Origin of the sequence: Phytomonospora endophytica (genome assembly GCF_014202425.1) — a bacterium.
GTDB lineage: Bacteria > Actinomycetota > Actinomycetes > Mycobacteriales > Micromonosporaceae > Phytomonospora > Phytomonospora endophytica.
On record NZ_JACHGT010000005.1, the window covers coordinates 158,116 to 180,449 of the forward strand.

General features: G+C 71.9%; 20 protein-coding genes. 11 read left to right on the forward strand and 9 right to left on the reverse strand.

Going from position 1 to position 22,334, the window contains the following annotated elements:
* Positions 1-246: 246 nt before the first annotated feature.
* Positions 247-831 carry a TetR/AcrR family transcriptional regulator gene (locus HNR73_RS12605; RefSeq protein ID WP_184787583.1) on the reverse strand — a complete coding sequence of 195 codons (585 nt, stop codon included), beginning with the start codon at positions 829-831 and terminating at the stop codon, positions 247-249.
* A 123-nt stretch (positions 832-954) separates the two neighbouring features.
* Between HNR73_RS12605 and HNR73_RS12610 the strand changes: the two genes are divergently transcribed.
* Positions 955-1,785 carry an SDR family oxidoreductase gene (locus tag HNR73_RS12610; protein ID WP_184787584.1) on the forward strand — a complete coding sequence of 277 codons (831 nt, stop codon included), beginning with the start codon at positions 955-957 and terminating at the stop codon, positions 1,783-1,785.
* An 18-nt stretch (positions 1,786-1,803) separates the two neighbouring features.
* Here the strand turns inward: HNR73_RS12610 and HNR73_RS12615 are convergent, their stop codons facing one another.
* The 3 genes from HNR73_RS12615 to HNR73_RS12625 all read right to left on the reverse strand — a co-directional run bounded on the left by HNR73_RS12615 (position 1,804) and on the right by HNR73_RS12625 (position 7,630).
* On the reverse strand, positions 1,804-4,368 hold the full coding sequence (locus tag HNR73_RS12615) for an RNA repair domain-containing protein (protein ID WP_184787585.1): 2,565 nt from the start codon (positions 4,366-4,368) through the stop codon (positions 1,804-1,806).
* On the reverse strand, positions 4,355-6,025 hold the full coding sequence (locus HNR73_RS12620; protein ID WP_184787586.1) for an RNA ligase family protein: 1,671 nt from the start codon (positions 6,023-6,025) through the stop codon (positions 4,355-4,357). The genes HNR73_RS12615 and HNR73_RS12620 overlap by 14 nt, the downstream gene beginning before the upstream one ends.
* A 120-nt stretch (positions 6,026-6,145) precedes the next feature.
* Entirely contained in the window at positions 6,146-7,630 is a 1,485-nt protein-coding gene (locus tag HNR73_RS12625) for a leucyl aminopeptidase (RefSeq protein ID WP_184787587.1), read from the reverse strand.
* Between the two features lie 113 nt (positions 7,631-7,743).
* On the opposite strand from HNR73_RS12625, the gene gcvT reads away from it, so the two are divergent.
* Complete coding sequence (gcvT, locus tag HNR73_RS12630; protein ID WP_184787588.1) at positions 7,744-8,847, forward strand: glycine cleavage system aminomethyltransferase GcvT; 1,104 nt, start codon at positions 7,744-7,746, stop codon at positions 8,845-8,847.
* A 6-nt stretch (positions 8,848-8,853) separates the two neighbouring features.
* Here gcvT and HNR73_RS12635 read toward each other — a convergent pair whose 3' ends face one another.
* Both HNR73_RS12635 and HNR73_RS12640 read right to left on the reverse strand, forming a co-directional pair.
* Complete coding sequence (locus HNR73_RS12635) at positions 8,854-9,213, reverse strand: MmcQ/YjbR family DNA-binding protein (RefSeq protein ID WP_184787589.1); 360 nt, start codon at positions 9,211-9,213, stop codon at positions 8,854-8,856.
* Positions 9,214-9,257: 44 nt separating this feature from the next.
* Positions 9,258-10,304 carry a nicotinate-nucleotide--dimethylbenzimidazole phosphoribosyltransferase gene (locus tag HNR73_RS12640; protein WP_184787590.1) on the reverse strand — a complete coding sequence of 349 codons (1,047 nt, stop codon included), beginning with the start codon at positions 10,302-10,304 and terminating at the stop codon, positions 9,258-9,260.
* Between the two features lie 45 nt (positions 10,305-10,349).
* On the opposite strand from HNR73_RS12640, the gene HNR73_RS12645 reads away from it, so the two are divergent.
* Entirely contained in the window at positions 10,350-10,553 is a 204-nt protein-coding gene (locus HNR73_RS12645) for a hypothetical protein (RefSeq protein WP_373316629.1), read from the forward strand.
* A gap of 47 nt (positions 10,554-10,600) precedes the next feature.
* Here the strand turns inward: HNR73_RS12645 and HNR73_RS12650 are convergent, their stop codons facing one another.
* On the reverse strand, positions 10,601-11,593 hold the full coding sequence (locus HNR73_RS12650) for an aldo/keto reductase family protein (protein ID WP_184787591.1): 993 nt from the start codon (positions 11,591-11,593) through the stop codon (positions 10,601-10,603).
* Positions 11,594-11,707: 114 nt separating this feature from the next.
* On the opposite strand from HNR73_RS12650, the gene HNR73_RS12655 reads away from it, so the two are divergent.
* The 3 genes from HNR73_RS12655 to HNR73_RS12665 all read left to right on the forward strand — a co-directional run bounded on the left by HNR73_RS12655 (position 11,708) and on the right by HNR73_RS12665 (position 16,678).
* Positions 11,708-12,367 carry an RNA polymerase sigma factor gene (locus HNR73_RS12655; protein WP_184787592.1) on the forward strand — a complete coding sequence of 220 codons (660 nt, stop codon included), beginning with the start codon at positions 11,708-11,710 and terminating at the stop codon, positions 12,365-12,367.
* Positions 12,364-13,365 carry a CU044_5270 family protein gene (locus tag HNR73_RS12660; protein ID WP_184787593.1) on the forward strand — a complete coding sequence of 334 codons (1,002 nt, stop codon included), beginning with the start codon at positions 12,364-12,366 and terminating at the stop codon, positions 13,363-13,365. The genes HNR73_RS12655 and HNR73_RS12660 overlap by 4 nt, the downstream gene beginning before the upstream one ends.
* 79 nt (positions 13,366-13,444) lie before the next feature.
* Positions 13,445-16,678, forward strand: coding sequence for a S8 family peptidase (locus HNR73_RS12665; RefSeq protein WP_184787594.1), 3,234 nt, complete (start codon positions 13,445-13,447; stop codon positions 16,676-16,678).
* A gap of 88 nt (positions 16,679-16,766) precedes the next feature.
* Here HNR73_RS12665 and HNR73_RS12670 read toward each other — a convergent pair whose 3' ends face one another.
* Positions 16,767-18,209 carry an MFS transporter gene (locus tag HNR73_RS12670; RefSeq protein WP_239122262.1) on the reverse strand — a complete coding sequence of 481 codons (1,443 nt, stop codon included), beginning with the start codon at positions 18,207-18,209 and terminating at the stop codon, positions 16,767-16,769.
* An 86-nt stretch (positions 18,210-18,295) separates the two neighbouring features.
* Here HNR73_RS12670 and HNR73_RS12675 point away from each other — a divergent pair, with 86 nt between their 5' ends.
* The 4 genes from HNR73_RS12675 to HNR73_RS12690 all read left to right on the forward strand — a co-directional run bounded on the left by HNR73_RS12675 (position 18,296) and on the right by HNR73_RS12690 (position 20,279).
* Entirely contained in the window at positions 18,296-18,706 is a 411-nt protein-coding gene (locus HNR73_RS12675) for a MarR family winged helix-turn-helix transcriptional regulator (RefSeq protein WP_184787596.1), read from the forward strand.
* Between the two features lie 79 nt (positions 18,707-18,785).
* A complete protein-coding gene (locus tag HNR73_RS12680; protein ID WP_184787597.1) occupies positions 18,786-19,169 on the forward strand; it encodes a YbaB/EbfC family nucleoid-associated protein in 384 nt (127 codons plus the stop codon).
* Complete coding sequence (locus tag HNR73_RS12685; protein ID WP_184787598.1) at positions 19,166-19,480, forward strand: type VII secretion target; 315 nt, start codon at positions 19,166-19,168, stop codon at positions 19,478-19,480. Before HNR73_RS12680 ends, HNR73_RS12685 begins: the two co-directional genes overlap by 4 nt.
* 4 nt (positions 19,481-19,484) lie before the next feature.
* Positions 19,485-20,279 (forward strand): WXG100 family type VII secretion target, encoded by a 795-nt coding sequence (locus tag HNR73_RS12690; protein ID WP_184787599.1) that lies wholly within the window; start codon positions 19,485-19,487, stop codon positions 20,277-20,279.
* 52 nt (positions 20,280-20,331) lie between these two features.
* Here HNR73_RS12690 and HNR73_RS12695 read toward each other — a convergent pair whose 3' ends face one another.
* On the reverse strand, positions 20,332-20,784 hold the full coding sequence (locus tag HNR73_RS12695) for an iron chaperone (protein WP_184787600.1): 453 nt from the start codon (positions 20,782-20,784) through the stop codon (positions 20,332-20,334).
* Positions 20,785-20,983: 199 nt separating this feature from the next.
* Here HNR73_RS12695 and HNR73_RS12700 point away from each other — a divergent pair, with 199 nt between their 5' ends.
* On the forward strand, positions 20,984-21,913 hold the full coding sequence (locus HNR73_RS12700; protein ID WP_184787601.1) for a prenyltransferase/squalene oxidase repeat-containing protein: 930 nt from the start codon (positions 20,984-20,986) through the stop codon (positions 21,911-21,913).
* The last annotated feature ends 421 nt before the right edge of the window (positions 21,914-22,334 follow it).

Below are 22,334 nucleotides of genomic sequence, written 5' to 3' on the forward strand. Positions count from 1 at the left end.
GCGAGACACGGCGAGTGCCGTGGAGACGGTGATCCGGGCCCGGGGCATAAAGAAACCCGACGGGAGTCCACACCAAGATCGCGCGCATGGCGAGCGGGTACGCACAAGGAGGCGTACGGCTACGGCCGCTGCGGTGTCTCGCGATCTCAGATGTTCAATGGACGTCCTGACGTCGGGGACAAGAACGACGCAATGATAGGCGAGGCGATCACCGGCGCGCAAGCGTGATCGCGGACACGCGTGTCGTCAGCGCGGTGACAGGCCCGACCAGAGGCGGTCGAGGACGTCGCCGATTCCGCCGAGGGTCTCCTCGGGCGTGAAGGCTCCGTTCGCACTGAACGCCGCCAGGCCGTGCAGGGTCGCGACCAGGACCAGGGCCACGCGGATGGGGTCGCCCTCGGCGAGGTCCCCGGCGCGCTGGCCGTCGCTGATCGCGTCCCGGAAGATCTCGCCCATCCGGCCGACGGCGGCCGTCAGCCGCGCCGAGACCTCCGGGTGGTGCTTGCTGGTGTACATGATCCGCAGCAGCTCGGCGTTGTCGACGGCGAAGCCGAGGTAGGCGGTGGCGAGCGCGTCGACGCGCTCGCGGGTGCCGGTTCCGCCGGCCTGTTCGAGCCCGGTGATGAGCCGTTCGTAGCCGGTGAGGGCGAGGGCGTCGAGGAGGGCCTGGCGGTCTTTGAAGTGGCGGCCGGGGGCGGCGTGGCTGACCCCGATGTCGCGGGCCAGTTCGCGCAGCGACAGCGCCGCCGCGCCGTTCTCGCGCACGGTTCGCTCGGCCGCGGTGAGCAGGGCCGCGCGGAGGTCTCCGTGGTGGTACGGGCGGGCGGACATGCACCGATCCTAACGTGATGTTGTCGACGCCATCATTGTTGTCGTTGCCAACTTTGTTGTCAGCGTCTACATTGAAGGTCCGGCGCCTCCGCCCGAAGGTGGCGCCGAGCGAAGGAGAAGGTCATGAGCAAGGTCTGGTTCGTCACCGGTTCGTCGCGCGGTTTCGGCCGCGAGTTCGTCGCCTCGGCCCTCGGGCGCGGGGACAAGGTCGCCGCGACCGCCCGCGACGTCACCGCTCTCGCCGATCTGGCCGCCGCCCACGGCGATGCGATCCTGCCGTTGACGCTCGACGTCACCGACCGGGAGGCGGTCTTCGCCGCCGTCACCGCGGCCCACGAGCACTTCGGGCGGCTCGACGTCGTCGTCAACAACGCCGGCTACGGGCAGTTCGGCGCGATCGAGGAGCTCACCGAGCCCCAACTGCGCGCCCAGCTGGAGACGAACCTGTTCGGCGCCATGTGGGTCACCCAGGCGGCACTGCCGATCCTGCGCGGGCAGGGCTCCGGCCACATCGTCCAGATCTCCAGCATCGGCGGCGTCGCCGCCTTCGGCCTCCTCGGCGCCTACCACGCCTCCAAGTGGGCCCTGGAGGGCTTCAGCGAGGCCCTGGCCGGTGAGGTCGCCGGGCTCGGGATCAAGGTGACCATCGTCGAGCCCGGCGGCTTCAGCACCGACTGGGGCGGCGCCTCCGCCGCCCACACCGCGCCCAACAGCGCCTACGACGCGGTGCGCGAGGCACGGGCGCGGCTGTTCGGCGGCGCGATCATCGGCGACCCGGCCGCGGCCGGTCCGGCGCTGCTGCGGATCGTCGACGCGGAGAACCCGCCGCTGCGCGTCTTCTTCGGCGCGCAGCCGCTGGAGATGATCGCGCCGATCTACGCCGAGCGGCTGCGGACCTGGAACGACTGGGCCGGGCTCTCGGTCGCGGCCCAGGGCGAGGCCGTCGTCCGCTGATCCCGGCGGGTCCCGGCCTCACACCAGGTCCGGGACCTCGCCGTTTCCCGCGAGCTCCGCCGACACGCCTCTCAGGCCGCGTGCCCAGGCCGTCAGGGTCGCGTCGACGCCGTCGATGTCGCCGCGACCGAGTCCGACGGCGTAGCGGGCGCGGCCCGGGCGCTCCTCGAAGGGCCGCGGCCAGGCGTGGGCGCCCTCGGGCAGTTCGGCGAGCAGGGCGTTCATCCGGCCGCGCATCCGGCCCCGGGCGGCCTCGAAGTCGCCCGTCGCGGACACGGTGATCACCGCCCACGCGCGATGCCGGCGGTGCACGGGCGGGGGAGCGAGGAGTCCGGACGATCCGGCGAGTTCCCAGCCCCGGTAGAGCTCCTCGGTGAGCAGCTCGACGGTGCCGGGCAGAACCTGCGTGGTGCAGGAGCGGACGGGCGCGCTCGGGGTCAGGACGGTCATGGGCGCACCGGTCGGCTCGGGGGAGCCGTCGAGTGCGATCGGGCGGTTCCAGTCCCAGGCGGCCCAGTGCGCGAAGAAGTCGGCGAGACCGCCGGAGACCAGCGCCGCCATCACCGTCCAGGCGAGGCCCGGCGGCATGCCGAACGGCGCGCCGTCCAGCCCGCGCGCCCGTGCCCAGGCCTTGACCCGGCGGGCGAGCGCGGGATTCACCCGCCCGTCGAGGGCCTCGGCGTCGCCGACGGCGCTGAGGGTGATCGCGGTGGCCGGGTCGCGTTCGGTCCGGCGGGCGACCGCGCGCGGCTCGCCGGGCGCGACGGCCAGGTCGACGGCGAGGTCGCCGAGCCGGAAGCGCATGCCCGTGACGCGGGCGTCGGTCAGCTCCCGGAACCCGGTGACGCCGGGCAGTGCGGCGATCGCGGCGGCCGGCACGGTCCCGGCGGCCACGAGGTCCACGTCGGCGCCGGGCAGTTCGCAGCCGAGGCGCCGGGAGCCGACGAGGTGGACGTCGGCGTCGGGGAGGGCGGCGGTGACGCGCGCGATCACCGACGCGGGACTCGTGCGGCCCGGCGTGGGCGCGGTCGGTGCCGCGTCGATCCAGGTGACCTCGCCGGTGCCGAGGGAAACCGTCGCACGGGGTTCCATCGGCCCGTCGCCCCGGCGGGACAGCAAGGTGAGCGCGGTGACCGGAGCGGTCGCGACGGGCAGATTCGGTGCGACGTCGCCGCGCCCGACGGTCAGGTGCGGGATGTAGGCGCGGCCCGCACAGCCCGGGAACCGGGCGCCGAGGGCGTCGCGCAGGGCGTTCCAGCCCGCGTCGCCCGGGTGCTGCCAGACCGTGCCCTGCTCGAAGCGGCGGACCTCGCCGAGACGGGCGGTGAACGGCGCGACGCCAGACAGGGCCTCCGCCGCGAGCCGCGCGGCCCGGTCGAAGTCGGCCTCGGGGACGAAGCCGAAGAGCACGTTCACGTGCGGCGGCCAGCGGCCGAAGGATCCGTCGTGGTCGCGCCGGACACGCTGGATCGGCTCCCACAACTCCTCCGGCGGGATCCACGCCATGGCGGTCCGCGCGCCGGGAGCGGCGTCGAGGATCTCGCCTTCGGGCCGGCCGCCGAGCACCGCGGACACTCCATAGTGGTCGGACGGATGCAGCCCGCCGACCGGCACGTCGCCGTGCAGCGAGGCGGACGCCGCGTGCGGGCCGCGCAGGAAGATCTTGTCGATCCGCCCCGAGCGCCCCGACAGCGAGGCGATCGCGGCGAGCGGATTCGCGCCCGGGTCGAAGGTCGGCGTCTCGTCCCCGCGCGCCTGCGACCAGGCGTCGCGCATCGCCAGGATCGTCGCCGGCCGCTCGCCGATCTCGTTGAAGTCGCCGGTGAGGACCACCTCGCCGTCCACCCCGGACAGTCCCTCGGCGATGCGGGCCAGCTCGCCGCCCCGGCGGTCGCCTCCACCTTCGGTGTGGTCGCTGGTCAGGTGCGTGGTCAGGACGGTCAGCGGGCCGGTCGCGGTCTCCACGACGATCGCCGCGACGGCCTTGTGCCCGCTGAGGGCGTGCCACCCGGCTTCACGGACCGGCAGCCGCGACAGCAGGACCAGCCCGGCCGTGGCGACGTCGTCGGGCTCGCCGAGCACCGCCCAGCCGGACGCCGTCCACGGTTCCAGCATCGCCAGCAGCGGAAGCTCGACCTCCTGGAGCGCGATGACGTCGGCCTCGGCCTCCCGCAGTGCCGCCAGCAGAAGGGGACGGCGCTCGGCGGTGCGGACCCGATGCGACTCGAAGCGGTCCCACAGGGTGTTCCACGTCAAGACGCGCACGGCCGCCGCCGTCGACGTGCCCTCCCCGCGTACCGCGCGGGCGCTGAAGAACGGCGGTCGCAGCAGGCTCTCGTGCCGCACGAGCCCGAGCCCGGCGGAGTCGAGGACGTCGAGGCCGCTCGCGCGGTCCCACACGGTTTCCCCGTCGGCCTCCACGAACAGCACCCGGTGCCAGGGCACGTCCCCGCCCGGGGCGAACACGGGGAACGGCACCCGCTTGGGCTCGCGACCGCGTTCGGCGACACCGACGACGAAGCGCGCCGGGTCGAAGCGCGCGTCCCAGCGGATCCGGTGGTAGATCTCGTCACTGGTGCGCATCGGGGGCTCCCGCGGTGTCGGCGATCGAGCCGTCCGGTGCGACGTACCAGGTGCGGTGCGTCTCACCGGGATACGGCGGACTGAAACGCGCGAGCTGCGCGTCGAGGACTCCGGGCGGGACGCGGTTCTCGCGCGCGTCGTTGCGGCGGGCGAGCTCCCCGGCGTCGACGAGGAACACCGCGTGGGTGACCAGGGCGTCCCGGCGGGCGGCCACGGCGTGGACCGAGGCGCGCTGATGGGCGTTGAGGGCGGTCGCGTCCCACACGACCGTGCGTTTCCCGCTCAAGGCCGCACCCAGCCGCGCGAGCCCTTCGCGATGCACGGCGGCGTTGTCGCGCTGGTCGGCGCGGGAACCGCGCGCGACGCGCAGGGCGTCGAGGGAGAGCACCTCGTCGGCGGCGACCGTCTCGGCGAAACGCGACTTGCCGCTTCCGGACGGCCCCACGGTGATCACCACACGCGGGAAACCCCCGTCGCGCCAGCGCCAGGTCAGCGCCCCGGCCTCCTCGGCGGTGCGGATCCGGCCGTCGGCGAAGGCGTCCCGGGCCTCGCCCCAGCGGCGCGCGACGACGTCGGCGTCGCCGGTGAGCCCGTCGTGGACCGGCCGGGCGAGCGGCAGTTCGGCGGCGTGCACGGCCGACCACTCGACCTCCTCGCCGGGCGCGACGGCCATCGCCACGGCGTGCAGGACGCCCAGGTCGGCCGAGGCCGACATGCGCAGCAACCCCGCCCGGCGGCGCTCGTCGGACAAGGCCACATGGTCCGGCGGATCCGACAGTCGCGGCCGCAGGCCCACCAGGTCGGCGACCCGGCGCGCGAGGCCCACCCCGACCCGCGACGCCAGCTCCGCGGCCAGCCGGGCACGTGGCCGGTCGTGCGCGAGGGCGGCCAGGACGCCCGACAGCCGCGCGTCCCCGGTCCGGTCCCCGAGCCGGGCGGCCGCCTCGACGGCGGCGTCGGCGTGCTCCACGCCCAGTCCGGTCAGCGCGGCCAAGGCGGCGACATCGGGTTTCCCGCCCGAGCGGACCTCCCACAACGCCGCGGCCGGCCCCAGCCCGTTCGGCACCACGGTCGCGTGCATCCAGTGCGTGTCGGTCCGTACGTGCCGCGCCCGTACCCACTTCGCCATGCGCTCGCCGAACTCGCCGAGGGTGAACGCGGCGGCGTCGCGCACGACGTAGCCTTCGACGCGCTCGGTGTCGAGCCGCAGCCGACGCAGGAAACGCTCGTCGTAGGGACCGCGGTACAGCACGCGCGGGACGGGCAGGCCGAGCCCACGCGCGAAGCCGGCGGTGGCGTCCCAGCCGAGGCAGGTGTCGCCGTCCCAGACGGAGAAGGCGTAGAAGTGGCCGTCGAGGTCGTCGTAGGCCAGGGAGTGGCGGGCGTACATGTTCTCCCCGCACACGCGCCACCCCTCGGGGATGAGCCGCCCGACGCGGCCGTGCAGGGCCTTGACCCTCGCCCGGGACGGATGGTGCCCGGAGTCGAGGGACCGGGCGTGCAGGCCGTCGCGGTAGAGCGTGGTGTTCTCGCCGTCGAGTTTCTCGGTCACCACGACCTCGCGCCCGCCGAGGGCCACGACTCCCGTGCGCAGGTCGTCGGCGGTGAACCCCGGCGACCACGGCAGATGCGGGGTGCGCGGATAGGACACGCGCATGACTTCCCCCTCGATCGGCTGCCCGGTCAGGTTAGGCGGGGACGTCGCGACACGACAACGCAATTGCCGACGGCGCCGGCCCTCGCGAGGGGAACCGGCGCCGTCGGCGACGTGTGACGGCTACTCGGCCGCCGCGTGCTCCTCGATCAGCGCGAGCAGCGTCCGCACCGGAACGCCCGTGGCGCCCTTCGGGATGTAGCCGTAGGGTTCACCCGCGTGACCCGACGGGCCCGCGATGTCGATGTGCGCCCACGGCAGACCCTCCTTGACGAAGCGCGACAGGAAGATCCCCGCCTGGAGCATGTGCCCGGCGCGGTCCATGCCCTGCGCGACCTGCGAGGTGTCGGCGATCGGGGAGTCCATGATCTTGTGGATCTCCTCCGGGAACGGCATCGGCCACATCAGCTCGCCGACGCGCTCACCGGCGGCCTTGACGCGGGCGCACTCGGTCTCGTCGCCCATGACGCCGCTGGTGCGCTTGCCGAGGCCGATGACCTGCCCGCCGGTCAGCGTCGAGGTCTCGTAGAGGAAGTCCGGGTCGTCCTCGCCGGCGCGCACGATCGCGTCGCACAGGACCATGCGGCCCTCGGCGTCGGTGTTGAGGACCTCGATCGTCTTGCCGCCGTAGGCGGTGACGACGTCGCCGGGACGGTACGACGAGCCCGACAGCATGTTCTCGGCCATCGCCGCGTAGGCGGTGACGTTGACGTTCGGCTTGAGTGCGGCCACGGCGAGGATCGTGGTGATCACCGCGGCGGCGCCGCCCATGTCGGTCTTCATGTCCCACATGCCCTGCGGGGGCTTGATGGAGATGCCGCCGGTGTCGAAGGTGATGCCCTTGCCGACCAGCGCCACGTGCTTGGCCGCGCCAGGCGTGCGGTAGGCGATGCGGACCAGGCGCGGCTTGGCGTCCGAGCCGTTGCCGACGGCCAGGATGCCGCCGTAGCCGCCCGCCTCCAGGGCGTGCTCGTCGAGGACCTCGACCTCAAGGCCGGCCTCGGTCGCCGCCGCCGAGGCCAGCTCGGCGAAACCGGGCGGACGCAGCAGGTTGGCGGGGGTGTTGACCCAGTCGCGGCACCGCGCGACGGCGTCGGCGATCGCCGTGGCGCGCGCGACGTCGGCGTTCGAACCGACCAAGGTGACCGTCTTGACCGGCAGGCTCTTCTCGTCGGTCTCCGACTTGTAGCCGGCGAAGCGGTAGGCGCCCAGCAGCGCGCCCTCGGCGAGCGAGGCGCCTTCGTCGCCGTCGGTCGACAGGACCAGCGCGACCGACTCGCGGCCCGTCGCCGAACGCGCGACCGAACCGGCGGCGCGGCGCAGGCTCTCCGCCTTGACCGACTCGCCGTCCTCCGGGACGGGGCCGAGGCCGACGGCGGCCACGACGGGCGCGGTCACCTTGCCAAGGGACGCGAACCGGGTCACCTCGCCGACCGCACCGGACGCGCCGAGCAGTTCGAGGGTGGACGAAAGGGCGCCGTCGAATGCGGCGTCGACGGCCTCGGCGCCGGGGGCGAGGGTCAGCTCGTCGCCGCTGTGCAGGCCGATCACGAGGACGTCGACGCCGAGGGCCGTCGCATCGGCGGTGGTCAGGGTCAAGTCGGTCACAGCTGTGTCCTTAATCAGTGTCTGGCGGGCTTGCGCAGCTCTGCGGTGTGGCACGTGGATCTTTCTCGATCCCGTCGATCGTACGGCCCGGGAAGGCGCGGTAGGTTCCCCTCATGACCACGACGTCTCGCCGATCACCACTGCACGACCGCCACGTAGCCGCGGGCGCCAAGTTCGCCGAGTTCGGCGGCTGGGACATGCCCCTTGAGTACGCCGGCGGCGGCGTGATCGCCGAGCACACCGCGGTCCGCGAGGGCGTCGGCGTCTTCGACGTCTCGCACCTGGGCAAGGTCGACGTGCGCGGTGAAGGGGCCGCCGACTTCGTCAACCGCTGCCTCACCAACGACCTGGGCCGCATCGCCCCCGGCAAGGCGCAGTACACGCTGTGCTGCGACGCCGGCGGAGGCGTCGTCGACGACCTCATCGCCTACCTCTACGGCGAGGACCGCGTGTTCCTCATCCCCAACGCGGCCAACACCGCCGAGGTCGCCCGCCGCCTCGCCGCCGCCGCGCCCGAGGGCGTCACCGTCGAGGAGCAGCACGCCGACCACGCGGTGCTCGCCGTGCAGGGCCCGAAGTCGACCGAGGTCCTGGCCGCCCTCGGCCTGCCCACCGAGCACGACTACATGTCCTTCGCCGACGCCGACCTCGACGGCGTCTCCCTCGTCGTCTGCCGCACCGGCTACACCGGTGAACACGGCTACGAGCTGGTCGTCCCCGCCGACGGCGCCGTCGCCGTCTGGGACGCGCTGATCAAGGCCGGGGAGCCGCAGGGCGTCCGCCCCGCCGGGCTCGGCGCGCGCGACACCCTGCGCACCGAGATGGGCTACCCGCTCCACGGCCACGAACTGTCGATGGACATCACGCCCAACGAGGCACGCACCGGCTGGGCCGTCGGCTGGAAGAAGCCGGAGTTCTGGGGCCGCGAGGCCCTCGTCGCCGAGAAGGCCGCCGGGCCGGGCCGCCGCCTGTGGGGCCTTGAGGCCACCGGCCGTGGCATCCCGCGCGCCGACATGACCGTCTACAACGGTGATGACGCCGTCGGCACGGTCACCTCGGGCACCTTCTCGCCGACCAAGAAGACCGGCATCGCGCTGGCGCTCCTCGACACCGCCGCCGGGCTCGACGAGGGCGCGATCGTGGAGGTCGACGTGCGCGGCCGCCGCGTCGAGATGAAGGTCGTCAAACCGCCGTTCGTGCAGCCCTCGGTGCGTTAGGGCCCGTCAGCCGTCCTCGCGGGCGTCGAACTCCCGGACGACTCGCTTCGGGGCGGTGCGGCGCCACGCGTCCTCGACCAGGTCGCGCAGGTCGTCCGGGTCGGCCTTTTCCAGGTCGACCCGCACCCACCCGAAGCGGCCCACGTAGGGCGCCTTCTCGTAGACCTCCGGGAAACCGTCCAGCAGCTCCGCCTGCATCTCCCGGCTCGCCTTCACCGACAGCTGCCCGCTGCCCTCGGCGCCCATGGCCAAGACCTTGTCGCCGACGCGCAGGGTCTGCGAGTGCCCCCACTCCGCCACGACGACCTCGCGGCCGCCGGGGAGGTCGAGGACCCACTCGCGAACCTGTTCGTAGGTGATCGTCATGGGGCCAGGTTAGGCCCGGCCACCGACATCCCCCGCCACCGTCGTCAGGTCGCGTCCCCGTCGTCGCGCGCGGGAGCGTGGACCTTGCCCGTCGAGGACATCGCCAGCAGCGTGTTCACCACCGGCAGCAGCGACAGCGCCGTGGCGCCCTCGCCGAGGTCGAGCTTCAGGTCGAAGACCGGCAGGTAGCCGATGAGGTCGTTGACCTTCTCGACCGGCTTGTGCGGGCCGTGGTCGGGCGCGTAGCACCACTTCGGGGCGCCCAGGGTCACGTCGCGGGCCATGATCGCCGCCGCCGCGGCGACCGGGCCGTCGTAGAGGATCGGCGTACGGCGCAGGGCCGCGCCGATGATCAGGCCGGTCGCGACGGCCAGCGCCGGGCCGCCGAGCACGCGCAGCATGACCTGCGCGCGACGGGCCTGCGGGCGGGCGTTCGTCGAGGCGTCGCGGACGGCGGCGGCACGCCGCATCCACGCCTCGTCGTCGTACCGGCCGGGCTCGGCCAGGACCCGGGGGAGCCAGCCGATCGCCTCGGAGTTCGTGGCGTGCGCGGCCAGCGCGATCGCGGCCGTGCGCAGGCCCTGGCCGAGCGCGCCGAGGACGATCAGGTCGGCGCCGGAGTCGACGGCGGCGTCGGCGAGGGCGGCACCGCGCTTCATGGCCGAGGTGACCTCGTCCTCGGTCATCGTGTCGCCGGACTCGGGGGCCTTCGCCTCGTCCGCCTCGACGATCTGCAGACCGATGCCCGCGGCGTCGGCGAGCACGCTCAAGGGGCTCGAACCGTCGCGGACCTCGGCCAGACGCCGGGAGAGGTCCTCGTCGCCGGCCGCGAAGTCACCGGCGAAGCCGCCCGCCAGCACGATCGCGCGGACCTTGGTGAAGGGCTTCGGGTTCTCGCTGCCCTGCACACGGCCGACCCACGCGAGCAGGTTGGCGGCGTTGCCGAAACCGCCGCCGGGCAGGTCGAGTGTGGTCAGGCGGTTGCGCGTGGCCCCGGAGAACGCCTCGTCCGGGAACGGTGCGGTGACCTGCGTGATGTCGATGGCCGCGGGCTCGGGGGCGGTGTCGGCCGAACTGCTCTCAGTGCTCACGAGGAGCAAGGCTATAGCCTGCCAAGGCAGACAATGAGAGGGGACATGATGGTGTGGACGTGGCAGCTGGAGGACGGCGAGGGTCAGCGCAAGCCCGACCCCGAGGACACGCACCAAAGCCAGGGCGACGCCGAATCGTGGCTCGGGATGAAGTGGCGTGAACTCAGCGAGCAGGGCGTGGCCACGGTGGTCCTCCTTGAGGACGAGCGTGTCGAGTACCGCATGGGCCTCAACGCCGACCAGGAGTAGCGGCCGCGCGACGCCGCCCCACCGAGGCGGTGGGGCGGCGCGACGGACTACAGCGGGCGCTTCTCGGGGCTGACGGTCTTGGCCGCGTCGCGCTCGACGACCGGGTCCAGGATCTCGTCGATGGCCTTGAGCGCGTCGGCGTCGAGCTTCACACCGGCCGCCTTGACGTTCTCGGCGACCTGCTCGGGACGGCTCGCGCCGATGATCGCGGCCGACACGTTCGGGTTCTGCAGGACCCACGCCACGGCCAGCTGCGCCAGCGACAGGCCCGCGCCCTCGGCGATCGGCTTGAGCCGCTGCACGCGGGACAGGACGTCGTCGTTGAGGTAGCGGCCGACGCCGCCGTCCTCGTTGGCACCGCGGCTGCCCTCGGGCGCCGCCTGCCCCGGCAGGTACTTGCCGGTGAGGACGCCCTGCGCGATCGGCGACCAGACGATCTGGCCGATGCCCAGCTCCTCCGAGGTCGGGACGACCTCGGCCTCGATGACCCGCCACAACATCGAGTACTGCGGCTGCGAGCTGACCAGCTGGATCTTCAGTTCCCGGGCGAGGGCGTGCGCGGCCCGGATCTCCTCCGCGCGCCACTCGGACACACCGATGTAGTGCGCCTTACCCGCGTGCACGATGTCGGCGAAGGCCTCCATCGTCTCTTCCAGCGGGGTCTCGTAGTCATAGCGGTGGGCCTGGTACAGGTCGACGTAGTCGGTCTGGAGACGCTCCAGCGAGCCGTTGATGGACTCCATGATGTGCTTGCGGGACAGGCCGCGGTCGTTGCGGCCCGGACCGGTCGGCCAGTAGACCTTCGTGAAGATCTCCAGGCCTTCGCGGCGCTCGCCCTTGAGCGCGCGGCCGAGGACGGACTCGGCCTTCGTGGCGGCGTAGACGTCGGCGGTGTCGAAGGTCGTGATGCCGGCGTCGAGGGCGGCGCGGACGCACGCGTGCGCGGCCTCCTCCTCCACCTGGGAGCCGTGCGTGATCCAGTTACCGTAGGCGATTTCGCTGATGACGAGGCCGGAGCGGCCGAGGTGACGGAATTCCATGGGGTCGAACCTACAACAGGCCGGGAACCTGCGTATTGGACTGGACCGCGCACGCCCGATGCTTCCTGTGACCCACCTCACGGAACCCTCCCGCCGTCGCGGACAGCAGCAACCGTGAAACCGACTATCCGCGCCCGGATCCGTGACGGGGACCGCGACGCCTTCGGCGAGCTCTTCGACGAGTACGCCCGCGCCATCCACCACCATGCCTACCGCCTCACCGGCGACTGGTCGACGGCCGAGGACGTCGTCTCGCTGACCTTCCTCGAAGCCTGGCGGCTTCGGGAACGCGTCGACTCCGACGAGAGCGCCGGGCCGTTGCGGGCCTGGCTGTACGGCGTGGCGACCAACGTGGCCCGCAACGTGCGGCGGGCGGCTCGGCGCCACGCGTCGGCGATGGCGCGGCTCCCGAAGCCCCAACCCGTGCCCGACCACGCCGACGAGGTCGTCGCCACCATCGACGAGCGCGAGCGGCTCTCCATGGTGCGCGACGCGGTGGCCCGCCTGCGCAAGCACGAGCGGGAGGTTCTGACCTTGTGCGTGTGGTCCGGGTTCGGTTACACCGAGGCCGCGCAGGCGCTCGGAGTGCCCGTGGGGACCGTCCGGTCGCGCCTCTCGCGGGCCCGCAAGCGGCTCGAAAAGCTCGTCGCCGCCGGACGTGTGCGGCCGCTCGCGGAACCGGCCGAAGAAAAGCGGGAACCGGTGGCCCGCCCGGGACAGACACGAGGCGACCGCACGAATGCGGTCCGGTTCGCACAGGAGACACCCCGATGACCAATGAACACGACGACCACGACGAGCTGGCCCGGCTGCTGCCGGACCCGGCGATCCGGGACCTGTCCGCGCACCGCCACCGCCAGATCCAGGAGTTCCTCATGACCGAGTTCCAGCCGGAAGCGCGGCCGGTTCGCCGTCCGCGCCGTCGATTCGCGCTCGTCACCGCCTCCGTCCTCGCGGCGGCGGCGGTCGCGGTGGGCGCGGCCACCGGCGGTTTCGGCCTGCTGGCGGGCGGGGACGGCACCGCGCCGGACACCGCCGCGACCCAGCAGTACCCGGACGAGACCCCGGCGGCCCGGACCTTCCGCCTCGCCGCCCAGTACGCCGCGGCGCAGCCGTGGACCGACCCGCGCCCCGACCAGTGGCTCTACATCAAGAGCAGTGGCAGCAACCCCGGCCCGATGGCCGAATCCAAGGGAATGAGCAAGGAGGGCACCGACGAGGTCTGGCTTCGGGCCGACGGGGTCCAGATGGCCGCCTACAACGAGCTCCACGGCAAGATCGAGGCCTGGGACCAGGACAACGAGTACCCGTTCCTGTCCACCCTGCCCACCGATCCGCAGCAGCTCCTGGACGCGCTGCTGGCCAAGTTGGAGCAGGGCGCCGACGGCGCCGAAGACGTACAGAGCCCGGTCGGCGAGGACAACCCCGGTCTGGGGCGGTACGTCCTGAGCATCCTCGACAACAACCTCCTTCCGCCCGACGTGACCTCGGCGCTGTGGCAGGCCGCCGCGCTGATCCCCGGCGCGGTCGTGGAGGGGCCGACGGAGATCGAGGGCCGCGAGGTCCTCACGCTCGGTTTCGTCGAGGACGGCTGGTGGTCGCACCAGGTACTGGTCGACCCGGCGACGCACGAGTACGTCGGTTTCCGCGAGATCGCCGTGGCCGACGGCACCTACGAGGAGTCCGACATCTCGATGAAGAAGGGCGAGGTCGAGAGCATCTTCTTCCGGGACGCCTCGGGTGTCGTCGACGGGTTCGGTCTGACCCCCTGACGCGCGCGGACGACGCGCGGTGGGCGACACCGTGCGTCGTCTGTCCACATAGGACTGTCTACTTCGAACCAGGAGACCCATGCGCATCCGCTCGACCCTCGCCGCCCTCGGGTTGCTGGCCGCCGCCGTCGCGGCGACTCCGGCCCAGGCGGCCACCGATACCGGCGGGACACCTCTTCCCGCGCCCGCCGACGGTCGGACTCACCTCGTCACCCTCATCACCGGCGACAAGATCCACGTCAAAGCCGACGGCGGCTACGTCTACCTGCCCGCCGTCGGCCGTGAACACATCGGCTACATCCGTTCCGGCGCGGGCGTTCTGCCCCTCGACGCCGCGCCGCTGGTCAACCGCGGCCTGCTCGACCGCGCCCTCTTCGACGTCAACGGGCTCATCGAGGACGGGTACGCCGACGGTGCCGACCTGCCGGTCATCGTCCAGAACGGCGACAGTGCCGCGTTCCGTTCCGCCGCGGGTGATTCCGGTCTGTCCGCGGACGGCCGCGACCTCGACAGCATCGACGCACGCGCCCTGTCCGTCACCGCCGAAGGCGCCACCGAGCTGTGGGGGCGCATCGCGCCCAGCGGCGGGAACCGCGCGATGAACGCCGACGTCGAGCACATCTGGCTCGACGCCAAGGCGGACGTCCTCCTCGACCAGAGCGTCCCGCAGATCGGCGCGCCGACCGCCTGGGAAGCCGGGTACGACGGCACCGGCGTCACCGTCGCCGTCCTCGACACCGGTTACGACACCGCGCATCCCGACCTCGAAGGCCAGGTCGCGCAGGCGAAGGACTTCACCGGCACCTCGCCGGACGCCGCCGACGGCCACGGCCACGGCACCCACGTGGCATCCACCATCGCGGGCACCGGCGCGGCCTCCCAGGGGCGCTACAAGGGCGTCGCGCCGGGCGCGACGCTCCTCGTCGGCAAGGTCCTCGACGACGAGGGCTCCGGCTCCTTCAGCGGCATCGTCGACGGCATGGAGTGGGCCGCGAGCCAAGGCGCCTCAACGATCAGCATGAGCCTCGGCGGCATGCCCACCGACGGCACCGACCCGATGGCCCTCGCCGTCAACGAGTTGTCGGCGCGGTACGGCACCCTGTTCACCGTCGCGGCCGGAAACGAGGGCGGTGACGGCACCGTCGAGTCGCCCGGTTCGGCCGACGCGGCACTGACCGTCGGCGCGGTCGACAAGCAGGACGCGCCGGCGGACTTCTCCAGCCGCGGACCCCGCGTGGGCGACTACGCCGTCAAGCCCGACATCTCGGCCCCCGGCGTGGCCATCACGGCCGCCGAGGCCGGGACGGGCGGGTACGTCGCGCACGACGGCACCTCGATGGCCACCCCGCACGTCGCCGGGGCCGCCGCGATCCTCAAGCAGCGCCATCCCGACTGGACCGGTCAGCAGCTCAAGTCCGCGCTCATGGGCAGTGCCAAGGGACTCGACAGCGTCGGCGTCTACACCACCGGTTCCGGCCGCGTGGACGTCGCCGCCGCGATCGGCGCGGCCGTGTACGCCGAGAACGCCGGCGTCAGCTTCCCGACGGTGGAGTTCCCGGACGACGGTTCCCCCAAGGAGAAGGCCGTCACCTACCGCAACACGTCCACTATGGACGTCACGGTCGAGCTCGCGGTCACCTCGGCCGGCACCGCCGGGATGTTCACCGTGAGCCCGGCGAGCCTGACCGTCCCGGCGGGCGGCACCGCGCGGGCCACGGTCGCGTTGAGCCCCACCGTCGGCGACGCGCTCGGCACCCACGCCGCGGTCTTGACGGCGACCGCCGGGGAGCACGTCGTGCGCACCCCGCTCGGCGTCACCGTCGAACCGGAGCTGTACGACGCGCACGTCAAGGCGACGGCTCCGAACGGGCGTACCGTCACCGATCTGAACCTGGCCTACGTCGACAAGGCCACCGGGGACGTCCACTTCCCCGCGAAGTACAACGCCGACGGGTCCGTCGACTTCCGCGTGCCGCCGGGCGACTACTTCACGGCCGGCGAGATCACCGACGACCAGGGCGCCCTCACCCACTTCACGCTCCCCGCGCTGCGCATCGCGGCGGACGTCGAGCAGGTGGTCGACGGGAGCCGGGCCGTTCCGGTCTCGTTGCGTCTCAAGGACCGTACCGGCCCGACGTACGCCGATCTCTCCGTCGGAGAGTTCCTGCAACCGGTCGAGAACGGCGGGACGTACTCCTACGGCGGGTCTTCGGCGGAGGCTTACACGATCCCCGGCGAGAACCCGGGCGGGTACTTCTTCAGGGTCGAGCTGGCCGCCACGATCGTGTCCCGGGACGCCGCGCAGACCTGGCAGTACAACCTCTACTACGGCTACGACCGGGTCCCCACGATCGACGTCGAGGTCGGCGACAACGAACTCGGCCGCCAGGACGCCCGATACGAGAGCCAGGGAGTATCCGGCGAGACGCTCGTCTCCTACAGCCACGAGACCGAATTCGGTGGGACGGGAACCCCCGCGCTCCACGTGCCCGTCCCGGGCAGCCGGACCGTGTACTTCACCCCGGGAGCATGGTCGAGTGGCATGGTCTACATGAACGAGGTCGAAGGCTCGGAGTCCTACGAGAGCTCGCAACACTCCGCCGTCTACGGTGCCGGGCGGGTGGAGACGCTGCGCTGGAACCGTGCCCCGCTGGGCGTGGGCCTGCCCGGAAACTCGGGAGTGACACGGGTTAACGACGAGCACCTCGGCAGCACGATGCTGATGAGCGTCCCGCTGTTCACCGGACCTGACGTCCGGATCGAGACGACCACGCAGTACGAGTTCGAGGGGACCACGACCATGACCCTCGACGGCGAGACGCTGATGGACGACGAGGGCCAGGCCTGCGCGCACGGCGGTGACATCCCCGCCGACGCCGCCGGCACCGTCACGCTGACGTGCTCGCTGGACCGTGACGTGCCGTGGTCGGCGATCGGGGCGAAGTCCACCGGCGAGTGGACGTTCCAGACCGCCCCGGTCACCGGCATGGCCGACCAGTACCTCACCGCCGTGCGCCTCAACGCGTCCGGTGTCGAGAACGGCTACGCCAAGAGGGGCCTCCCGCAGGTCGTCGCGCTGACGGTCGACCACACGGGCGCGGTCCGCACGAAGGTGACCTCGCTGACCTTCGAGGTCTCCTACGACTCCGGCAAGACGTGGAGGTCCGTCACCGTGGCCCGCCACGCCGACACGGGTGTGGCGACGCTGACCCACCCGGCGGGCGCGACGTCGGTTTCGGTGCGGATGACCACTGTGGACGACCACGGCAACACCTCGAAGCAGACGACGATCGGTTCGTGGGGCTTGAGGTAACCCGAACGGCGAAGCGCCGACGGGCAGGATGCCCGTCGGCGCTTCGCCGTTCTCCGTCCGGTCCGGTGGCTCCCGTCGAGCCCGGGCCTCAGGCCGCCAGCTCGGCCTCCGTCTTGCGGGAGCCCAGCAGGGCGCTCGCGGCGGCGAGCAGGCCCACCACGGCCACGGCGATCACGAAGTACAAACCGGGCCGGTACTGCGTCAGGCTCGTCGCGACGCCGCCGCTGATGAGGCCGGTGACGACGGCCAGGACGACCGCTCCGCCGATCTGGCCGGAGGTCTGGACGAGACCCGAGGCGAGTCCCTGCTCGTCGTCGGAGATCCCCTCGGTCGCCTGCACCATCACCGCCGAGAAGCCCAGCGCGAAGCCGAGTCCGAGCAGCAGGAACGACGGCAGGTAGTCGACGAAGTAGGCCGGCTCGGCGTCGCCGCCGCGGACGATGAACCAGGCGTAGCCCAGCACGAAGGAGGCCATCGACGCGATGATCATCGGGCGGGTGCCGAAGCGGTCGATGAGCTTGCCCGCGACCGGCGAGAGGAAGGCCACGATGATGCCGGCCGGGGCCAGCGCGAGGGCCATGTCGAGCGGCTCCCACTTGAGGGTGTTCTGCAGGTACAGGGACACGATCGTCTGGAAGCTGATGTAGGAGCCGAAGATGGCCAGCGCGGCCAGGTTGGCCCGCACGATCGAGGCGACCTTGAAGATCCCCAGGCGCACCAGGGGCTCGCGGACCTTCTTCTGGATGAGGAGGAACGCGGCCAGCAGCACGACGGCCGCGACGGTGGTGGTGATCAGGAAGGGTGTGAAGCCGGTTTCGGGGACGGTCACGATGGTGTAGACCGCCGCCAGCATGCCGCCGGTGAGGGTGGCCGCTCCGGCGAAGTCGATCTGCCCGCGCTCCTCGTTCTTGGTCTTCGGCACCACGATGAAGGCGGCGACGATGACGATCGCGACGGCGATGACGGGGGCGAAGAAGGTCAGGCGCCAGTCGATTCCGGTCAGCAGGCCGGACACGATCAGGCCGGAGGCGTAACCGGTCGCGCCGAAGATGGTGAACAGCGACAGGGCGCGGTTGCGGTCGTGGCCTTCCTTGAAGGTCGTGGTGATGATGGACAGCGCGGCCGGGGCGGTGAAGGCGGCGGCAAGTCCCTTGACGATGCGGCTGGCGATCAGGAGGCCGCCCGAGTCGACCAGTCCGCCGACGAGCGAGGCGACCCCGAAGACCGCGAGGGCGATCAGGAAGACCTTGCGGCGGCCCAGCAGGTCGGAGGCCCTGCCGCCCAGCAGCAGGAGGCCGCCGTAGCCGAGGATGTAGCCGTTCACGATCCACTGGAGGCTCTCGGTCTCCATGCCGAGTTCGGCGCCGATGGACGGCAGCGCGACGCCGACCATGGAGACGTCGAGCGCGTCGAGGAACATCGCCAGTCCGGCGACGATCAGGATGGCCCAGAGTTTCGCGCTCCACTTGCGGGAGGGTGCGGGGGCGGGAGTGTCGATGGTCGGCCGGAGTCGTGCGTCAGTCAGTGTCACGCCGGGAAAATTACATGCCCGTGCATTCAATGTCAACACATCGAACCCGCTTGCATTTAATGTGTTGACATGTTAATCTCCTGGTCATGGCAGCTCTCACCGATGTCGAGGTTCGCGAGCAGTGGTGCGCGACACTCCGGGTGGTTCACGTCACCTCGGCCGTCCTGGAGCACGCGCTCCAGGCCGAACACGGTCTCGGCCTCAGTGAGTTCCAGGTGCTCCTCGTCCTCGGCGGCGACTGCCCGGCCGACGGCGGGAAGATGCGCATGAAGGACCTGGAAGCCAAGATGTACCTGAGCCAGAGCGCCCTGTCGCGGACCGTCACCCGCCTCCACGACGCCGGACTGCTCACCCGGGCCGCCTGCGACATGGACCGGCGCGCGCTCTTCGTCGAACTCAGCGACCTCGGGCGGCGACGCTACGACGACGCTCTTCCCACGTACACCAGGGTCCTGCGCGAGCAGGCGGTGTGCGAGCGGATGGCGGTTTCGGTCTGAGCGTCCCCTCCGCGGGACAGCGCGAGACCCCTCCCCGGCCATACACTCCGCTTTGTTCCCAACGGAATGGAGCGCGCAGATGCCTGGCCTTGACGCCCTCGAACGCGAGATCGCCGAACTCGCCGAGCAGTCCGCCGTCGACCTCGCCGTAGCCGACGCCGTCACCGCCGAACTGTCCTCGCTGACCGGTCGCGCGGCCGACCGCTCGGGCCTGGTCAAGGCGACCGTCGGACCGACGGGTGCGCTGATCGACCTCGCGATCGACCCCAGAACCCAGTCGTGGCCGACCCACCGGCTCGCCAGGACCGTCGTCGAGACGGCCCAGGCCGCACAGCGCGACTGCGCCGACGCGGCCGCCGACGTCGTCGCCCGGCTCGTGCCGCCCGGTGGCCGCCTGCGGCGGCTGTTCGCCGAGGGCCTGCGCGAGAACCTTCCCGCGCGAGCGAAGGAGACGACCTGGTGAGCACCATCGAGGTCGACTTCGAGGCCATGCACCGGCACGCCCGTACCGTCACGACCCTCGCCGGCCAGACCGGCCAGATGCACACCGCCGCCGAGTACGTCCGCCTCGGCGACCACGCCTTCGGTGCCATCCACCAGCCGCTCGCCGCCGCCTTCGAGGAGGCCCAGACGGCGATCTCGAAGGCCTGCGCGGACCTGCGGGCTTCCCTGGAGGCGATGGCGAAACGCGTGGAGAAGTCCGCCGACGCCTACGAACTGACCGAGACCGGCAACAAGAGCGCCATCAAGAAACTGCGCGTGGAACCGAGGTGAGCCGATGCCCGAGCCCGACCTGAACCTCATCGAAGAGGCCGAGCAGCCGGGGGACTTCGACGGCACCATCATCGAGGACATCGGCGACATCGTCGACTCCCTCAACAGCGGCGACTACGCCGACGCGGCCAAGAGCGGCGTCGAGACCTTCGGTGACCTCAAGGACGCCGCGCAGAATCCCGGCGACTTCATCGTCGAACAGGGCCTCGGGTGGGCCATCGAGCACTTCAAACCGCTCACCGACGCGATCAACAAGACCACCGGCGACCCCGCCGCGGTCGAGGCCTACGCCAAGATCTGGGCCAACGTCGCCGAAGCCGCCGAAGGCCGCCGTGACGCGCTCGACGCCGTCGTCACCGCCGACCTCGGCACCTGGCAGTCGAAGGCCGCGCGCAAGTACCGCACCCAGGCCGGGGCGGCGAGCGAGGCGTTCACCGCCGTCGCGCAGGCCGCCAAGGCGATGGAGGGCGAGACGGCCGTCGCCGCCAAGGTCGTCGAGGAGGTGCGCACCTTGCTCACCGACAAGCTCATCGAGGCGATCATGCAGGTCAAGCAGGAGATCGCGGCGATGGCCGCGATGATGCTGATCCCCGTCGCGAACGTCATCCGCACGACGGCCGGCGTGGCCCGCGTTGTCGCGATCATCCAGCGCTTCGCCGCGCTCTTCGCCAAGATCATGGCCAACGCGGCCAAGGTCCTCGCGCGGATCCAGGGGCTGCTGGCGCGGCTCGGCGAGCTCATGCGCAAGCTCCAGAAGCTGCTCGACATCCTCAAAGGGCTGACACCGCAGCCGGTATAGGGCTTGACGACGTAGGGCCGGGCCCGAAGGCCCGGCCCAAAGGAACGGGGCGTCAGCCCATCGCGCCCTTGAGGAGTTCGGCGATCGCGGTCTCGCTGCCCGCGTTCAGCTCGGTGAGGGCGAACGAGACCGGCCACAGGACGCCGTCGTCGAGCTTCGCCTCGTCGCTGAAGGTGATGGTCGGGTAGCGCGTCTTGAACTTCTCGGCGGGCTGGAAGTGGCAGACGATCTTGCCGTCGCGGGCGTAGGCGGGCATGCCGTACCAGGTGCGGGGCGTCAACTCTGGGGCGTGCTCCTTGACCAGCGCGTGGAAGCCCTCGGCGAGGACGCGGTCGGCCGGGTTCAGTTTGGCGATCTTGGCGAGCACGTCCTTCTCGGCGTCGGCGGCCTTCGCCTCGGCCTTCGCGCTGGCCTTGAGCTCCTTCGCGCGCTGCTTCATCGCGTCGCGCTCTTCGGCGGTGAAGCCCTCGTAGCCGGTACCGGTGGTGTCCTTCGTGGCGGCCATCGTCGTTCTCCCTTGTCTCGTTCCCGGCGGTTCCGCCGGTGAGAACATGTCACCACCCGCGCCCACCCCCGCGCATCCGTCGTGGGACAGGGTGGGACACCCGCGAGGCGTCCTGGCTGGGAAAACGCGACGGCGTTCCCGGCCCGGCGCCTGGGACGCACGGCTGCCGGGACGCCCCGAAAGGCGCTACGCTGCCGCGATGGACGCGCTTTTCGACACCGATCCGGCCCTGCGCTGGCAGGTCATGCGCGACCTCACCGGGGCCCCCGCCGCCGACGTCGCCACCGAACGCGCCCGCGTCGAACACGAAGGCCTGGGCGCCCGTCTCCTCGCGCTGCAAGGCGACGACGGGATGTGGGACGGCGGCGCGCTGTTCCCCGTGCCGCGTGCCGAGGGCGAACCCGGCCAGCCGTGGACGACGACGATGCACTCCCTCCAGACCCTGCGGATCCTCGGCCTGGACCCCGACTGCGCGTCGGCGCGCCGGGCCGTTGGCCTCGTCGCGGAGAACGCCCGCTGGGAGAACGACGGCCAGCGTTTCTTCGACGGCGAGGTCGAGCCCTGCATCAACGGCCGCACGGTCGAGACGGGCGCCTACTTCGGCGTGGACGTCACGCCGGTTGTCGAGCGGCTGCTCGCCGAGCGCCTGCCCGACGGCGGGTGGAACTGCGAGGCCGAGAACGGCTCGGTGCGGTCCTCCTTCGACACGACGATCAACGTTCTCGACGGGCTGCTCGCCTTCGAGCGGGCGACCGGCGGTTCCGCCGGCGTCCGCGACGCCCGCCGCGCGGGGGAGGAGTACCTGCTGGAGCGAGGGTTGTTCCGGCGGCGCTCGACCGGCGAAGTCGTGCGCCCCGAGTACCTGGACATGGCGTTCCCGTACTACTGGCACTACGACGTCCTGCGCGCGCTCGACCACTTCCGCGCCGCCGACGCCGACCGTGACCCGCGCATGGCCGAGGCGGTCGAGCTCGTGCGCGCCAAACGGAGGCCCGACGGCATCTGGCCGCTCGACCGCGTCCACCCCGGCCGCGTGCACTTCGCCTTCGACGAAGGCGGCGTGGGAGAGCCGAGCGCGTGGAACACGCTGCGGGCACGGCGGGTGCTGGAGTGGTGGGGGAGGGGTTGACCGGGGCGTATGTCCACGGGGGGAGGGACGTGCTTCGCCTTTCGGGAGGCGGGGCGGGGAACCGAGGGGGTGGGGCTCGCGGTGGTGCTGACATGGGGGAGGGCCGGCGGCTCCCGTCCGCCTGCGCGTGGCCTGGAGGGGCTTGGGATGGTGGCTCCGTCCACAAGGGACGCCTCCGCGTCGACCTTGGTGACGGCGACAGCGGCGAGCCGTGTGTACGGCGGCGCCCGTGCTGCGGGATGCCGTTCGCCCCGGCTGACGCCTGCGGCCCACCGTGCCGACCTTGGTGGCGGTGTCCTCAGTGAGCGAGCCGTGTGTGCGGTGGCGTGGCGCGGGTGCCGCTAACTCCCCGCTTACCTCCGTGCTCGACCGCGTCGGCCTTGGTGGCGGTGTCGTCGCCGAACCAGTCGTGTGGCGCGTC

Bases quoted from the DNA above. Each gene is read 5' to 3' on its own strand.
- HNR73_RS12605 (WP_184787583.1), bottom strand. From the start codon at position 831: ATGTCCGCCCGCCCGTACCACCACGGAGACCTCCGCGCGGCCCTGCTC.
- HNR73_RS12610 (WP_184787584.1), top strand. From the start codon at position 955: ATGAGCAAGGTCTGGTTCGTCACCGGTTCGTCGCGCGGTTTCGGCCGC.
- HNR73_RS12615 (WP_184787585.1), bottom strand. From the start codon at position 4,368: ATGCGCACCAGTGACGAGATCTACCACCGGATCCGCTGGGACGCGCGC.
- HNR73_RS12620 (WP_184787586.1), bottom strand. From the start codon at position 6,025: ATGCGCGTGTCCTATCCGCGCACCCCGCATCTGCCGTGGTCGCCGGGG.
- gcvT (WP_184787588.1), top strand. From the start codon at position 7,744: ATGACCACGACGTCTCGCCGATCACCACTGCACGACCGCCACGTAGCC.
- HNR73_RS12635 (WP_184787589.1), bottom strand. From the start codon at position 9,213: ATGACGATCACCTACGAACAGGTTCGCGAGTGGGTCCTCGACCTCCCC.
- HNR73_RS12645 (WP_373316629.1), top strand. From the start codon at position 10,350: ATGATGGTGTGGACGTGGCAGCTGGAGGACGGCGAGGGTCAGCGCAAG.
- HNR73_RS12650 (WP_184787591.1), bottom strand. From the start codon at position 11,593: ATGGAATTCCGTCACCTCGGCCGCTCCGGCCTCGTCATCAGCGAAATC.
- HNR73_RS12660 (WP_184787593.1), top strand. From the start codon at position 12,364: ATGACCAATGAACACGACGACCACGACGAGCTGGCCCGGCTGCTGCCG.
- HNR73_RS12665 (WP_184787594.1), top strand. From the start codon at position 13,445: ATGCGCATCCGCTCGACCCTCGCCGCCCTCGGGTTGCTGGCCGCCGCC.
- HNR73_RS12675 (WP_184787596.1), top strand. From the start codon at position 18,296: ATGGCAGCTCTCACCGATGTCGAGGTTCGCGAGCAGTGGTGCGCGACA.
- HNR73_RS12680 (WP_184787597.1), top strand. From the start codon at position 18,786: ATGCCTGGCCTTGACGCCCTCGAACGCGAGATCGCCGAACTCGCCGAG.
- HNR73_RS12690 (WP_184787599.1), top strand. From the start codon at position 19,485: ATGCCCGAGCCCGACCTGAACCTCATCGAAGAGGCCGAGCAGCCGGGG.
- HNR73_RS12695 (WP_184787600.1), bottom strand. From the start codon at position 20,784: ATGGCCGCCACGAAGGACACCACCGGTACCGGCTACGAGGGCTTCACC.
- HNR73_RS12700 (WP_184787601.1), top strand. From the start codon at position 20,984: ATGGACGCGCTTTTCGACACCGATCCGGCCCTGCGCTGGCAGGTCATG.